The sequence below is a fragment of the Kitasatospora sp. NPDC028055 genome (genome assembly GCF_040637885.1).
Lineage (GTDB): Bacteria > Actinomycetota > Actinomycetes > Streptomycetales > Streptomycetaceae > Kitasatospora.
The window spans coordinates 1-15,195 of the sequence record NZ_JBEZXE010000028.1 but is presented as its reverse complement, the minus strand read 5'-3'; the positions used below and the strand labels follow the sequence as shown (position 1 = coordinate 15,195).

General features: G+C 69.8%; 10 protein-coding genes. 7 read left to right on the top strand and 3 right to left on the bottom strand.

All coding sequences use genetic code 11. The features are described 5' to 3' along the window. Positions 1–80: 80 nt before the first annotated feature. Together AB0F71_RS24920 and AB0F71_RS24915 are read right to left on the bottom strand one after the other, a co-directional pair. Entirely contained in the window at positions 81–1,286 is a 1,206-nt protein-coding gene (locus AB0F71_RS24920) for a cytochrome P450 (protein WP_360238199.1), read from the bottom strand. Then, the gene (locus AB0F71_RS24915) at positions 1,283–1,960 is read right to left on the bottom strand and encodes a TcmI family type II polyketide cyclase (RefSeq protein ID WP_360238197.1); all 678 of its coding nucleotides are present in this window, start codon (positions 1,958–1,960) and stop codon (positions 1,283–1,285) included. The genes AB0F71_RS24920 and AB0F71_RS24915 overlap by 4 nt, the downstream gene beginning before the upstream one ends. A gap of 195 nt (positions 1,961–2,155) precedes the next feature. Between AB0F71_RS24915 and AB0F71_RS24910 the strand changes: the two genes are divergently transcribed. From AB0F71_RS24910 to AB0F71_RS24885, 6 genes are all read left to right on the top strand, one after another. After that, complete coding sequence (locus tag AB0F71_RS24910; RefSeq protein ID WP_360238195.1) at positions 2,156–3,097, top strand: aromatase/cyclase; 942 nt, start codon at positions 2,156–2,158, stop codon at positions 3,095–3,097. A 71-nt stretch (positions 3,098–3,168) separates the two neighbouring features. Continuing rightward, entirely contained in the window at positions 3,169–4,170 is a 1,002-nt protein-coding gene (locus AB0F71_RS24905; protein ID WP_360238193.1) for a methyltransferase, read from the top strand. Beyond that, entirely contained in the window at positions 4,170–5,618 is a 1,449-nt protein-coding gene (locus AB0F71_RS24900) for an FAD-dependent oxidoreductase (protein WP_360238191.1), read from the top strand. Before AB0F71_RS24905 ends, AB0F71_RS24900 begins: the two co-directional genes overlap by 1 nt. Before the next feature lie 85 nt (positions 5,619–5,703). After that, a complete protein-coding gene (locus tag AB0F71_RS24895) occupies positions 5,704–6,906 on the top strand; it encodes a cytochrome P450 (RefSeq protein WP_360238189.1) in 1,203 nt (400 codons plus the stop codon). 90 nt (positions 6,907–6,996) lie between these two features. After that, positions 6,997–8,259, top strand: a complete 1,263-nt coding sequence (locus AB0F71_RS24890; RefSeq protein ID WP_360238187.1) for a beta-ketoacyl-[acyl-carrier-protein] synthase family protein — start codon at positions 6,997–6,999, stop codon at positions 8,257–8,259. Next, positions 8,256–9,524: a ketosynthase chain-length factor gene (locus tag AB0F71_RS24885; protein WP_360238185.1), complete on the top strand. Its 1,269-nt coding sequence runs from the start codon at positions 8,256–8,258 to the stop codon at positions 9,522–9,524. Before AB0F71_RS24890 ends, AB0F71_RS24885 begins: the two co-directional genes overlap by 4 nt. A gap of 103 nt (positions 9,525–9,627) precedes the next feature. Here the strand turns inward: AB0F71_RS24885 and AB0F71_RS24880 are convergent, their stop codons facing one another. Next, positions 9,628–10,413 (bottom strand): AfsR/SARP family transcriptional regulator, encoded by a 786-nt coding sequence (locus AB0F71_RS24880; RefSeq protein ID WP_360238183.1) that lies wholly within the window; start codon positions 10,411–10,413, stop codon positions 9,628–9,630. A gap of 318 nt (positions 10,414–10,731) precedes the next feature. Here AB0F71_RS24880 and AB0F71_RS24875 point away from each other — a divergent pair. Continuing rightward, positions 10,732–15,195 (top strand): beta-ketoacyl synthase N-terminal-like domain-containing protein (locus AB0F71_RS24875; protein ID WP_360238181.1); only part of this gene is annotated, 4,464 nt, incomplete at its 3' end.

The following is a 15,195-nucleotide window of genomic DNA, read 5'->3' as shown; positions in this document are numbered from 1 at the left end:
GGTCAGCCCGCAGGTGCGCCACACAGCGGGCAGGCCGTCGCGCCCACCACCGGGGCAAGCGCGACGGCCGGCGCTGTCTCCTACCAGGTGACCGGCATCGTCTCCGGTCCGAACGCCTGGATCGAGTGGTACTTGTACGTCAGCTCCGCCTCGGGCACGGCCAGCTCGAGCGTGGAGGCCTTGTCGAACAGCGTCGTGTAGACCATCCCCAGCACGTCCGGCGTCAGCCGGTTCGCCGGGCACTGGTGCGGCCCGTGGCCGAACGCAATGTGCCGGACGGGTTGCTCCCGCAGGAGGTTGAGCTCGTTGGGGTACGGGCACGTCGAAGGGTCACGGTTGGCGGGCAGCGTCGGGATGGCCACGCCGTCACCGGCCTTGACCAGCGTGTCCCCGATGAGCACGTCCTCCACGGCCACCCGCATCGGGGTGCCGTCGTTGATCGAGAAGAACCGGAGCATCTCGTCCGCCGCGGCCGACATCCGACCCGGCTCGGCGAGCAGCGCCGCCCGCTCCTGAGGGTGCGACAGCAGGGTGAGCACGCCCAAGGAGATCATCGTGGAGAACGAGTTATGGATGCCCTGGGCGTTCGAGAGCATCATGGGCGCCATCCGGTACCAGTCCACCTCGCCGTGCTCGGCACGCTCCTCCGCGATCAGGCGGCTCATCATGTCGTCGCCCAGGTTGTCCGCCTTCTCCTTCAACACCTCGATCGCGTGGTTGTTGAGGATCGCGGCGGCTGCCTTCTCCTCCTCCTCTGTGGAGGTCCGCAGCAGCAGGTCCCAGACGTGGTCGCGCATCTTCTTCAGCTCGGCCGCGGGGACGCCGATGAACATCTCCTGCAGCTTCCAGGCGACCGGGTACGCCAGCTCTGCCACCAGGTCGACCGGCTTCGTCTGCTGCGCCAGCATCGCCTCGACCAGTTCGTTCACCACCGCGTCCATACGGCTCTCCAGCGAGACGAGCCGCTCCGCGGAGAACTCCCGGACCATCAGCCGCTTCTTCTCCAGGTGCTCCGGCCCGTCCAGGTTGATCATGAACGGCGCGCAGTGCTTGAGCTTGTTCAGCGAGCTCGGCGTCAGCTTCGGGAACTTGCCACTGGTCTTGTCCGAGCTGAACCGCGGGTCGGACAGCACGAACCGGGCGAACTCGGGGCGCACCACCAGCCAGGCGAACTTGCCGGTGGGCAGCACGACCCGGCCGATGCCGCGCTCCCGCAGCGCCTCGTACTCGGCCGGCAGCACGCTCGGGTGCTGCCGGCGGATGGGGAAGGTCGGAAGCTCGGTCATGCGGACACCTCTGCAGCCCAGTGGTAGAAGCGAGTGGCCAGGGAATTGCCGGCGGGGTCGTACGGCGGAATGATCCGCGTGAGGTCGTCGACGAGCTGAAGGAAGCGGGGGTCGCCCTCCGTCCACACCGAGTTGATCACCTCAATGCTGTTGGTCTCGGCGAAGTCCTGGATGTGCAGGTAGATACCGCGCCAGAGGTAGATCTGACGGCGCAGCGTCCCCATCCTCTGCGGGATGTCGGTCTCGTCCGACTCCGCGAACAGCCGCGACACCTCAGGGATGTGCTCCTGCCGCTGGGTGTTGACGATCACCGCGCTGTACGAGTGCTCCAGGTCGGCCGGCTGTTCGGCCGGCCACAGGTAGAACCGCTCGGCCGTAGGCCGGTCGACCGGGCCGTCCCAGTCCTCCGTCGGGGCGTGCCCGCCGAAGTAGGCAGACAGGCGCTCGTCCAGCTGGGTGCACCGAAAATCGGTGGCGATCAGCCGCTGCGCCTCGCCCTCGTCGGCGACGTCCCAGTCCTGGACATGGATGTACAGGTCGCTGTAGTGAAAGATCTGCCTCCGGCGCAGCCGGGGGAGCCCTGGTGCAACTTCGCCGTCGAACTCCCGAAGGATCTTGGTGACGTCGGCGACGCCACTGCTGTCGAACGAGCCGACGGTGACGACGGTCGCCATATGCCTCTCCTCACGGTTGGCGGGTGTTCCGAGATCGCGCCGAGCTTGTGCCCTCGCCTTCGACGCTGGATCGACGCTGGATCAACGGCGGAAGGGGGCGCTTCAGCGGCTGTCAAAGGGTTCTCGATGTGCGCTCGAACGGCAGCGGACATGGTCTGAGCGACAGAGACCACGACGCTTGTGAGGTGTCTTGCGGTGACGAGTGTTCAGCAGCGGGTCGACCACGACCTGGTCATCGATGCCGACTTCGGGACGGTGTTCGACCTGGTCGCGGACGTCGAGCGCTGGTCGCAGTTCCATGCGTCCGCCGTGCACGCGGAAGTGCTCCACACCAACGAGAAGGGCGAACTGGTCCAGCACTGGTCGCTGGCCGGCGACAGCGCCGTCCGCACCTGGCGGACCGTGCGCCGCGCCGACCGGCCCGGGCGCCGGATCGCCTTCACGTACATGGACGCCGAGGCGCCCGCCACCGGGATCCGCGGCGAGTGGGTGTTCACCGAACTGGCGCCGAACCGGACCAGGGTCGAGCTGCACCACCACGTCGAGGCGTCGTCCGGCGCCGACCTCGGCCCGCTGCTCGACCGGATCGACCAGGACGGCAAGGAGCACCTCGACACCCTGCGCGTCACGGCGGAACGGCGTGCCGACCTGGACGAGCTGGTGCTCTCCTTCACCGACCCGCTGTTCATCTCCGGCTCCATCGAGGACGCCTACGAGTACCTCTACCGGGCGGACCTCTGGCCCGAGCGCATCCCGCACGTGGTGGGTCTGGCCATGACCGAGGACGTGCCGAACATCCAGTTCTTCGGCATGGACACCAAGGGCCCGGACGGCACCGTGCACACCGTCCGTTCGGTACGGATCTGCCTGCCGTCCAAGCTGATCGTCTACAAGCAGATCTCGTTGCCCGCGATGCTCGACGCGCACACCGGCCACTGGCGGTTCACCCAGACGCCGGAGGGCGTCATCGCGGAAGCCCGTCACACCAGCACCATCAAGCGCTCGGCGCTGTCGCTGCTCGGCGGCGGCACAACGGTCGGCGAGGCGCGCCGGTACCTGCGGCGCCTGCTGAGCTCCAACAGCATGAGCAACCTGCGCCTCGCCAAGGAGTACGCGGAGGAGCGCGCCGACAGCTGAGGCGGGCGCGCGTACCAGGACCCTTTCATACCGGGCAGGGCGGCGGGGCAGCCGCAGAGTCAGGAGGAGCAATGGCCGAGGAGACGACCGCCAGGGGCGGGGGAATATGGGCAGCCGCGGATCTGGTGACCCCGATGGCCATCCGGGTGGCGGCGACCTTGCGGTTGGCCGACCACATCGCTGCGGGTACCCGGACGACCGAGGCGCTGGCCGAGGCGGTGCACGCCGACCGGGACGTGCTCGGGCGACTGCTGGACCACCTGGTGACGGCCGGCGTGCTGTCGGGTGCGGGGGCCGGGACGTACGAGCTGACGGCCATGGGCCGGTACCTGTGTGACGGTCAGCCCGATGCGATGCAGTCCGTGCTCGACATCGAAGGTGCCCTCGGGCACGCCGAGTTAAGCCTGGTCCACCTGCTGCACACGGTCCGCACCGGCGAGCCCGCGTTCCCGCAGCAGTACGGCCTGACCTTCTGGGAGGACCTGTCGGCCGACGATCGGCGCGCCGGATCGTTCGACGCGCTGATGGGCGCCAGGCTGGCGGTGCACGCGCCCGCCGTGGCCCAGGCATACCCCTGGGGCGGCCTACGCCGTCTCATCGATGTCGGCGGTGGCGACGGCAGCATGCTGATCACCATCCTGCAGGCGCACCAGGGCCTGCACGGGACGGTCCTCGACCTGCCCGGACCGGTGCGCCGCGCCGAGAAGGCCATTGCCGAGGCCGGTCTTGAGCACCGGGCCCGGGCTGTGGCCGGCAGCTTCTTCGACGAGCTTCCCGCCGACGGGGACGGCTACCTACTGTCGAGCATCCTGCACAACTGGGACGACGCGTCGGCCGCCCGCATCATGCGGCGCTGCGCCGACGCGGCGGCCACGACGGCGAGCGTGTTCGTCGTGGACTACTTCAACAACCAGAGCGTCCAGACCGAGGGCGACCTGCGCATGCTCTGCTACTTCGGCGGCCGGCAGCACAGCCTCGAACAGCTGGGCGAAATGGCCGCGCCGACCGGCCTCCGGATCGTCTCGGTGCTGCCAGCCGGTCGGATGTCCGTCGTCGAACTGCGGAGGAGCTGATGCGTGTCGTGATCGTCGGGGGTGGCACCGTAGGACTGTGCACCGCCGTCTTCCTTGCCCGCCAAGGCGTCTCGGTCCACGTGCTGGAGCGCCGGGCGCAGGTCAACGACCACCCGCGGGCGTTCGGCATCACCGACCGTTCGGCGGAGATCCTGCGTGAGGCCGGGATCGAGGTGGAGACGGACAACCGCGTCCGGGGCCTGATGACCGGGCCGAGCCTGGCCGAACTCAAGACGGAAGCCGCAGCGTTCGAGCCGCCGGAAACCGGCCCGGCGAGGCTGGGCAGCTGCCCGCAGGACCGGGTCGACCGGGCCGCCCTGGAGCGGCTGCGGAAGCTCGGCGGCCAGGTGGACTTCCACAGCGAGGTGGTCGCCGTCGAGGGCGGCAGCGTCACCACGGCGGACGGCAGGGTCGTCACCGGCGACTACGTCATCGCCGCCGACGGAGTCCGCAGCAAGGTACGGGAGTTGCTCGGCATCGGCGTGACCGGCCCGGGCCGGCTCGGCACCAGCCACATGCTCAACGTGCTGTTCCGCGCCGAACTGCCGACCCCGCCGTTTTCCATGACGTTTCTGCGCAACGAGCGGGCGTCCGGGATCCTGCTCAAGGTCGACGACGCCGGCCGCTGGGTCTTCCACATCCCGAACGGCGACCCGAACACCCCCGTCGACCGGATCCAGCAGCAGATCAGGGACGCCACCGGCGTCACGGGCATCGACCCGGAGATCATCAGCCTGCTGCCCTGGTCCTCGACGGCCCTGGTGGCCGACAGGTTCAGGCAGGGGAACGCCTTCCTCGTCGGCGATGCTGCACACGTGGTGCCGCCGGTCGGCGGTCTCGGACTCAACGTGGGCATCGCCGACGGCCACAACCTGGCGTGGAAGCTGGCCGCCGGTGGTGACGCACTGCTCGACACCTACGAGGCCGAGCGCCGGCCGGTCGCCCTGTTCACCATGCAGCAGGTCGTGATCCGCGCCGAGAACCGCGACCTTCACTGGGACAACAGTCCGAGCCGGGCCGCCGACCGGGCGGCCGTCGGCATGGCGGGCATCATGCTCCCCGTGGTCGGCTACCGGTACGACTCCCCCGCAGTGATCGACCCGGAACCGCTGTCGGACCTGGAGAATCTCGCACTGGACGGCGCACCGGGCAGCCGCCTGCCGCACCGGTGGCTTCCGGACGGCCGGTCCACGGTCGATCTCGTGGACGGCTTCACGCTGCTCGCCGGGACCGAGGCCGGCCACTGGCTGGAGGCCGCCCGTGAGCTGGGTATCACGGCTCACGCGGTCCAGGGGTGGGCCGAGGCCGCCACCATCAAGGAGGACGGCGCCGTGCTCGTCCGCCCCGACGGTTTCGTCGGCTGGCGTACGACCACGCCCCGGCCCGGCGAGGCGAGCGCCCAGCGGTTGCAGGAGGTCCTCGACCGTCTCCTGTGCCGACAGCACTAGACCGAATCACCTCGCGCGCCCGGATCGACCTGGGCACGAACTCGCCTCGAACCGGCGCCGCGAGGATCTGCAGCGGAGGTGGACGATGGATTTCGGCGATGACCCCTACCCCCAGTACGCGGTGCTGCGTGAGGAGGAGCCGGTCCGGCAGGTCATGGAGGGCAAGGGCCTGTACGGACTGCTGGTGACCCGGTACGAGGACGTGCGCAGCCTGCTGTCCGACCCCAGGATGAGCAAGGACCCGCGCAACGCACCGCTCGACTGGCAGGAGGCAGGCAAGGGGCGGCCGTTGGAGGACCGCACCGGGCTCGGGACGCACCTGCTGACCACGGACGCGCCCGAACACACCCGGCTGCGTCGGCTGGTCTCGACCGCCTTCACCGCCCGCCGGGTCGAGAACCTGCGAGGCCAGGTGCAGGAGATCGCGGACGGGCTGCTCGACGGGATCGTGCCGACGGGACGCGCCGAACTGCTCAGCGAGTTCGCGTTCCCGCTGGCGATCACGGTGATCTGCGAGCTACTGGGCGTGCCCCGGTCGGACCAGGACGTCTTCCTCCGGTGGACGAAGGACTTCCGCAGGTGGACGAACGACACCGACTCCGTCCGGACCGGTCAGGAGGCCGCGCGGCCGGTCGGCCTGCGCGACCTGCTCGGTTACCTGACCGATCTGGTCGACCAGCGCCGCAAGGAGCCAGCCGACGGTCTGGTGGACGCCCTGATCGCGGCGCGGGACGCCGACGACCGGCTGAACGAGACCGAGTTGCTGTCGATGATGTCCCTCCTGCTGGTCGGGGGCTTCGAGACGACCGTCAACCTGATCGGGAACGGCACCCTCGCGCTGCTGCGCCACCCCGACCAGCTCGCCCTGCTGCGCGAGCGGCCGGAGCTGCTGGATTCGGCCCTGGAGGAGATGCTCCGGTACGACGGGTCGTTCGAGACGGCGACCTGGCGGTTCCCGCTCGAACCCATCGAGATCGCGGGCACCCGCATCGAGAAGGGCCATCCGGTGCTTCTGTCACTCGCGGCGGCCGACCGGGACCCGGCGAAGTTCGAGGCACCGGACCGCTTCGACGTCACCCGCGCCGAGAACGGGCACGTGGCGTTCGGCCGGGGTGCCCACTTCTGCCTCGGCGCCCCGCTGGCCAGGTTGGAGGGCCGGATCGCCTTCGAAGCACTGCTGCGCCGGCTGCCGGGCCTCGCCCTGGCCGTACCGCCCACGCAGTTGCGGTGGCAGCGCAGCCTCACGATCCGCGGGCTGGACGCGCTGCCGGTCACGTTCGATGCCTGACGCCCACCTCGCGAATACCAAAGTCAGCTGCTAGCAGGAAGAGACTCGCATGCCGAATGCTGTGTTCAGAGTTCGAGCGGTTGGGGCTCGATGAGCCGCCGGATAGCCGTCACCGGCATCGGCGTACGCGCCCCCGGTGGTGGAAGCACCAAGGAGTTCTGGGAGTTGATCTCCTCCGGCACCACGGCCACGCGCACCATCTCGCTATTCGACGCGTCCAGGTTCCGTTCCCAGGTCGCGGGCGAGTGTGACTTCGACCCGGTGGCGGAGGGCCTGTCCACGCAGGAAATCCGGCGGATGGACCGGAGCGCGCAGCTCGCGGTCGCCGCGACCAAGGAGGCGGTGGCGGACGCCGGACTCGACGTGGACGCGATCGATCGGCACCGCATCGGCGTCACCGTCGGCAGTGCCATCGGCGGCACCATGAGCCTGGACCGGGAGTACAACGTCCTGTCCGACGGCGGCCGCAAGTGGCTCCTCGACCACGAGTACGCGGTGCCCCACATGTTCAACTACCTCGTGCCGACCTCGATCGCCGCCGATGTGGCCTGGGTGGTCGGCGCGGAAGGCCCGGTGGGGCTGGCGTCCACCGGCTGTACGGCGGGGATCGAGTCGGTGGCCCATGCGGCGCAGCTGATTCGCGAGGGCGCCGCCGACGTGATGCTGGCCGGCGGCTCGGACGCGTCCATCTCACCGATCTGCGTCGCCTGCTTCGACGCGATCAAGGCGACGACGAACCGCAACGACGACCCGGCCACCGCGTCCCGCCCGTTCGACCGCACCCGCAACGGGTTCGTGCTCGCCGAGGGCAGCGCGATGCTGGTGCTGGAGAAGCTGGAACACGCCAGGAAGCGTGGTGCGCACATCTACGCGGAGATCAGCGGGTGGGGCGTGCGCGCGAACGCATACCACATGACCGGACTGCGGACCGAGGGCCCCGAGTTGGCCCAGGCCATCGAGGTGGCGATGCGGATGGCCGGACGCTCGCCCGAGCAGGTGGACTACGTGAACGCGCACGGCTCTGGGACACTGCAGAACGACCGGCACGAGACCGACGCCTTCAAGCGCACCCTCGGCGAGCACGCGTACCGGACGCCGGTGAGTTCGATCAAGTCCATGATCGGCCACTCCCTGGGGGCGATCGGCTCGATCGAGATCGCGGCCTGCGCGCTGGCCATCGAAGCCGGCTTGATCCCCCCTACGGCCAACCTGCACGAGCCCGATCCGGACCTGGGCCTCGACTTCGTGCCGCTCACCGCGCGGCCGGCCGACCTGCGTACGGTGCTCAAGGTCGGCAGCGGGTTCGGCGGCTTCCAGAGCGCGATGGTGCTGACCAAGGAGGGAGGACGATGAGTACGACGATTTCGGGACCTAACACCGGCACCGAGGCCGGCAGCGGCACGGCACCGAGGCTCCGTCGTGCGGTGATCACCGGCATCGGGGTGGTCGCACCGAACGGGTTCGACACCGACGAGTACTGGGACGCCGTCCTGCAGGGGCGCAACGGCATCGACCGGGTCACCCGGTTCGATCCGGCGCAGTATCCGACCCAGTTGGCGGGTGAGGTGGCCGACTACGAGGTCCGCAAGTACATCCCCGGCCGGCTGGTGCCGCAGACCGACCAGAGCACCCGGCTCTCGCTGATCGCCATGGACGCGGCGATCGGCGACTCCCGCCTGGATCTGGCCACGGTCCCGGAGGACCAGGTCGGCGTCGCCACCGGCATCTCCGTCGGCGGACTGGAGTACAGCCAGCGCGAGTTGGAGAAGCTCTGGAGCCTCGGCAGCGGCCACGTGAGCGCCTACCTCTCGTTCTCCTGGTTCTACGCGGTGAACACAGGTCAGATCTCCATCCGGCACGGACTGCACGGTCCCGGCGCTGTCCTGACCGGTCACACCAGCGGCTTGGAGGCAATCGCGCAGGCTCGCCGCTACGTGGCTGACGGTCTGCCGGTCGCGATGTGCGGTGCGGCGGAGAGCGGGATGTGCCCGCTCGGGTGGGCGATCGAGCTGACGACCGGCCGGATGAGCACGGTGGCAGACCGCACGCGGGCCTATCTGCCGTTCGACACCGCCGCGTCCGGGTACCTGCTGGGTGAGGGCGGTGCCATGCTCGTGGTCGAGGAGGCCGGACACGCGCGCGATCGCGGCGCCCGGCTGTACGGCGAGGTCGCCGGCCACGCCACCACCTTCGACCCGCGGCCAGGGTCCGGCCGGGAGCCCGGGCTGCGCCGGGCCATCGAGTTCGCGCTCGCGGACGCCGGGGTGACGCCGGCCGACGTGGACGTGGTGTTCGCGGACGCGGCCGGGGTCACGGAGCTGGACCGCGCCGAAGCCGCCGCCATCACTGGCGTGTTCGGCCCGCGCGCGGTTCCGGTCACCGCGCCGAAGACGATGACCGGGCGGCTGTACGCCGGCAGCCCGGCGATCGACGTGGCCACAGCGCTGCTGAGCTTGCGGCACGGCATCATCCCGCCCATGATCAATGTGACCGACCCGGTTCCCTCCGATCAGCTCGACCTGGTCCTCGGCCGGCCGAGGGAGGTGCCCGTGTCCACGGCGCTAGTTCTGGCCCGCGGCGAGGGCCTCAACTCCGCGATGGTGCTGACGGCTCCGTAGCGCACGCCGGTGCCCCGGCCGCGGATCCGCCAGGCCGGTCGTCCGGGCCGACGAGCAGCCGAGGGGCTCCCCCGCCCCTCGGCTCTCACCACCGCCCGGTCAGCTACGCCGAGGTGCGCCAGTCCGACCAGCGGTCACGCCCGGCCAGGACGTCTTGGTGCAACTCCTGCAGCGCTTCCGAGGGTTCGAGCCCGAGCTCGGTCGACAGCGTCTTGCGCAGGTCCTGGTAAGCGACCAGCGATTCGTTCCGCCGACCGCTGCAGGCCAGTGCCTTGATCAGCTGAGCGTGGCACCACTCGTTGAGTGGGTTGGCCATCAGCATGGCCTTCAGCTCTCCGACGAGTTCCCGGTGCCGACCGAGCATCGCGTCCGCCTGGATGCGCAGCTCCACCGTGTGCGCGCGCTGTTCACTGAGCTGGACGATGTGCGCCTGGATGGACGGACCGGCCGTCACGTCGGCGAGCGCCGGCCCCGACCAGAGGTCGAGCGCCTGCCGGAGCAGTTGCCTCGCCGCGGCCGGATCGCCGGCGGCGAGCGCGAGGCGCCCCTGCTCGGCCAGCCGGACGTACGCCTCCAGATCAAGCTGGCCCGGGTTCAACTGGAGCACGTAGCCGGTGCCGCAGGTAGCGAGCGCCTGCTCGGCCTTGCCGTTCGGCAGCCACGGTTCGAACTGGCGTCGCAGCTGGTAGATGTACGTCTGCGCAGTGGGGACAGCGCTCTTCGGCGGCTTGTCGCCCCACAGTTCGTCGATGATCGCATCGAGCGTGACGATGTTGTTCGCGCACAGGAGCAGTTGAGCCAGTACTCGGCGCACCATTGGTGCAGTTGGTGTGCAGTCGGCCAGGTCGCTGGTGACGCTCAGGCGGCCGAGTATGCGGAAATCTAACAAGGTTCGTCCCCGTTCACGCGGTATTCGAACAGAAGCCTCGTACGTGGATCTTCGATGGGCCCGCGCTTGGGAGTGTGCAACGACTATCCGACAGCCGTCAAGGACGGTTACAGTAGTCCATTTCTGACGCTTAATCACCATCTACACCACCTTTCGAGGACTCGCGAGCAGAGGCAGCGACTCAGTCGGAAGGGCGAACTGGAAGCTTCCCTCGATCCAGGCTCTATTGATCCATCTGTCCGGCTTGCCATGCTCCGAAGCGGGGGCTCTCCCAGTGCCTTTCCACCATCGCCGAAACCGGAATGAGAATTCGCTGTAATGACAGAGAGCTTCGTGGAATCGAACGGTCACGACGTCGTCGCGGTGGTCGGGCTATCCTGCCGCTTTCCGGGCGCGAGCTCGCCCGAGGCGTACTGGGACCTTCTCTCGGCCGGCGCGGAGGCCGTCGGCGACGTGCCTGCCGCCCGCGCCGCGCACGTCGGCGTGCGGGTGGGCAGAGCCGGGCTGATCGACGGGGTCGCGGACTTCGACGCGGGCTTCTTCGGCGTGTCGCCACGCGAGGCCGCGGCGATGGATCCGCGGCAGCGGCTGCTACTGGAACTGGCGTGGGAGGCCCTCGAACACGCGGGCGTCGACCCGTCGGTGGTGCGCGGCAACCGGGCGGGAGTCTTCCTCGGGGCCATGGGGGACGACTACGCCCAGCTGGTGCACGACCAGGGCGTGGGAGCGATCGACAGCTTCACCATGTCCGCACTCCAGCGCGGCATCCTCGCGAACCGGATCTCGTTCTTCCTGGGTCTGTCCGGCCCGAGCGTGGTCGTGGACTCGGCGCAATCCTCGGCCCTGGTCGCCGTGCACCAGGCGTACGAGAGCGTGGGTCGCGGAGAGTCCGCGTGGGCGCTGGCAGGCGGGGTGAACCTAATCCTCTCGCCGGAGTCGACGGCGACCGCGAGCGAGTTCGGTGCGTTGTCGCCGGACGGCCGGTGCTACACCTTCGACGCGCGCGCCAACGGCTACGTACGCGGCGAGGGCGCCGGCCTGGTGGTGCTCATGCGGCTGGCGGACGCCGTTGCGTACGGCCACGAGGTGGTGTGCGTGATCCGCGGCGGAGCGGTGAACAACGACGGTGGTGGCGAGCAGCTGACCACGCCGAGCCGGTCGGGGCAGGAGGAGCTGCTGCGGACGGCCCTCGCGACCGCGGGTACGGACTCCACCGAAGTGGGATATGTGGAGTTGCACGGCACCGGCACGCCGGTCGGGGACCGAGTGGAGTCGGCGGCGCTGGCTGCGGTCTTCGCCGACCGGGACCGACCGCTCGTGGTGGGGTCGGCAAAGACCAACATAGGGCACCTGGAGGGAGCGGCGGGGGTCGCCGGCTTCATCAAGGCGGCGCTGTCTGTCCAGCGCGGTCAGGTGCCGGCGAGTCTGAACTTCACCGCTCCTCCGGACGACATCCCGCTCACCGACCTGGGCATCGAGGTCGCCGCCGAGCTGCGCGCGTGGCCGGGCGACGGGCCGCGGGTGGCAGGCGTGTCGTCGTTCGGGATGGGTGGGACGAACTGCCATCTGGTGCTCGCGCAGGCTCCGGAGGCGTCGGTGGCCAAGGAGAGCCACCCCGAGAAGGCGGGCCCGATCCCGTGGCTGGTGTCCGGCGACACCGTACAGGCACTGCGCGCCCAGGCCGATCGGCTGGCCGGTCAGGTCGCCGCACAGGACGATCCGGATCCACTCGACCTCGGATTCTCGCTGGCGACCACCCGCGCTGCGCTCGCGCACCGCGCCGTCGTGATCGGCGCCGAAGCCGCCGAGTTGACCGATGGCCTGACCGCGCTGGCCGCGAACGTTCCGGCGCCGAATGTCGTGTCCGGTGCGGTCTCCGAGGGCGGCACTGCGTTCATGTTCACCGGGCAGGGCGCGCAACGTACCGGCATGGGCCGGGAGTTGTACGCGCGGTTCCCGGTGTTCGCCGGGGCTTTCGACGCGGTGTGCGCGGAACTGGATCCGTTGCTGGGCCGCGGTTTGCGGGAGATCATGTGGTACGACGCGGAACTGCTCGACCGGACCCGGTACACACAAGCGGCGCTGTTCGCGCTGGAGACGGCGCTGTTCCGGCTGGTGGAGTCGTTCGGCGTACGTCCGACGCACCTGATCGGCCATTCGATCGGTGAGGTCACCGCCGCGCACGTCGCGGGGGTACTGTCGCTGTCCGACGCCTGCACGCTCGTCGCGGCACGCGGACGGCTGATGCAGGCGGCGCCGTCCGGCGGGGCGATGGTGGCCGTCAACGCCGACGAGAGCGAGGTGCGGGCGCTGCTGCCCGAGTCCGGGGTGGGCATCGCCGCCGTCAACGGGCCCGGTTCGGTCGTGATCTCCGGCGACACCGACCCGGTGCTCGAGATGGCGGAATCCTTCCGTGCCCAAGGGGTGAAGACCAAGCAGCTGAACGTCAGCCACGCGTTCCACTCCCCCCATCTCGACGGGATCCTGGACGAGTTCGCCGACGCCATCCATGGGCTGACCTTCCACGCCCCCCGGATCCCCGTCATCTCCAACCTCACCGGGCGCCCCGCCACCACGGACGAGCTGACCAACCCGGGCCGCTGGGCACGCCAGATCCGTGGCACCGTCCGCTTCGCCGACGGCATCCGCGCCCTGCACGACGCAGGCGTCTCCCGCTACCTCGAACTCGGCCCCGACCCCGTACTCGCCGGCATGGCCCGGGAAACCCTCGCCGAGCAGACACCGACGGCGGTGTCCACGCTGCGTACCGGGCAGCAGGAAGTCCGTACCCTGCTCAGGGCGCTCGGCAGCATGTACGCCACGGGGGCGGGAGTGGACTGGACGCCGCTGCTGAACGGCGGCCGCCGGGTCGCGCTGCCCACCTATGCCTTCCAGCGCCGCCGGCACTGGATCGGCGAAGCGCGGGAGGCCGCACCCGCCGCAGGGCCGGCACCCATCCGCGACCGCGACGGCTTGCTCGACCTGGTGCTCACGCACCTCGCGGCTGTCCTGGGGTACGGCGCGGGCCACCTGGCGCCGCTGACGTCCTTCAAGGACCTCGGGCTGACTTCACTCACCGCAGTCGAGCTGTGCGCCGGGCTCTCCGGAGAGCTGGGTCTGGTCCTGTCCGGATCCCTGGTGTTCGACCATCCCACCCCTGACCGGTTCGCGACGTACCTGCATGCGGAGCTCACCGGGCACCGCGACGCGGGTGTCGCGGTGAGCGTCTTGGCACCCGGCGACAGCATCGCCGACGATCCGATCGTCATTGTCGGGATGGGGTGCCGGTTCCCCGGTGGTGCGTCATCGCCGGAGCGGTTGTGGGACCTCGTGCAGTCGGGGCGGGACGCTGTCGGCGGGCTGCCGCGCGATCGTGGCTGGGACTTGGACAACCTCTTCGACCCGGACCCATCGACATCCGGGCGGACATACGCTCGGCACGGCGGTTTCCTCGACGACATCGCCGGCTTCGACGCCGGGTTCTTCGGTATCTCTCCGCGCGAGGCGCTGGCGATGGATCCGCAGCAGCGGTTGCTGCTGGAGACCGCGTGGGAGACCTTGGAGGACGCCGGAATCGAGCCCGGTTCGCTGCACGGCAGCAGCACAGGCGTGTTCATCGGGGCCATGGCGGGCGACTACGGCCCGCGGCTCGACACTCCGTACGGTGGGGTTGATGGATACGTGCTTACCGGTATCAGCGGGAGTGTCACGTCCGGCCGGTTGGCGTACTTCCTCGGCCTGGAAGGGCCTGCGGTGACCGTCGACACGGCGTGTTCGTCGTCGTTGGTCGCGCTGCATCAGGCGGCTCAGGCGGTGCGGAGCGGTGAATGCGCTCTGGCGGTGGCCGGTGGCGTGAGCGTGATGTCCTCACCAGGGATGCTGGTGGAGTTCTCCCGGCAGCGGGGCCTGTCTGTTGACGGGCGGTGCAAGGCGTTCGCGGCGTCGGCCGACGGCACCGGTTGGGGCGAGGGTGCAGGACTGGTGGTGCTCGAACGCCTTTCCGACGCCCGCGCCAACGGCCACCGCGTACTCGCGCTGCTGCGGGGATCGGCCGTGAACCAGGACGGCGCTTCGAACGGGCTGACCGCACCGAACGGCCCGTCGCAGCAGCGGGTGATCCGCACGGCACTGTCCAATGCCGGACTCACCGCAGCAGACATCGACGTGGTCGAAGCACACGGCACGGGCACCGAACTCGGTGATCCGATCGAAGCACAGGCGCTGCTGGCGACGTACGGGCAGGAACACTCCCAGGACCAGCCGCTGTGGCTGGGCTCGCTGAAATCGAACATCGGTCACACCATGGCGGCGGCCGGGATCGGCGGCGTGATCAAAATGGTGGAGGCGCTGCGTCGCGGCGTGCTGCCCCCTACGCTGCACGTCGACGAGCCGACCCCCCACGTCGACTGGAACGCGGGGGCGGTCCGGCTGCTCACCGAACCGCGCGAGTGGCCCATGACCGGCCGACCGCGCCGTGCTGGCGTGTCCTCGTTCGGCATCAGCGGCACCAACGCCCACCTGATCCTGGAACAGGCACCACAGACCGGGCAGGCCGGCACATCACAGTCGTCATCCTCGAAGCCACCCGCAGCAGGTGTGGCGGAGGGGCCGGTCGGGTGGGTGCTGTCGGCGCGGACCGAGGAAGCACTGCGCGCATACGCGGGGCAAATCGCCGCCGCCGCCAACCCCGGGCTGTCAGTCACGGGCATCGCCACCACACTGGCCGCACGCACCGCCTTCGAACACCGTGCCGTCGTGGTCGGCACCACCCGAGAACAACTG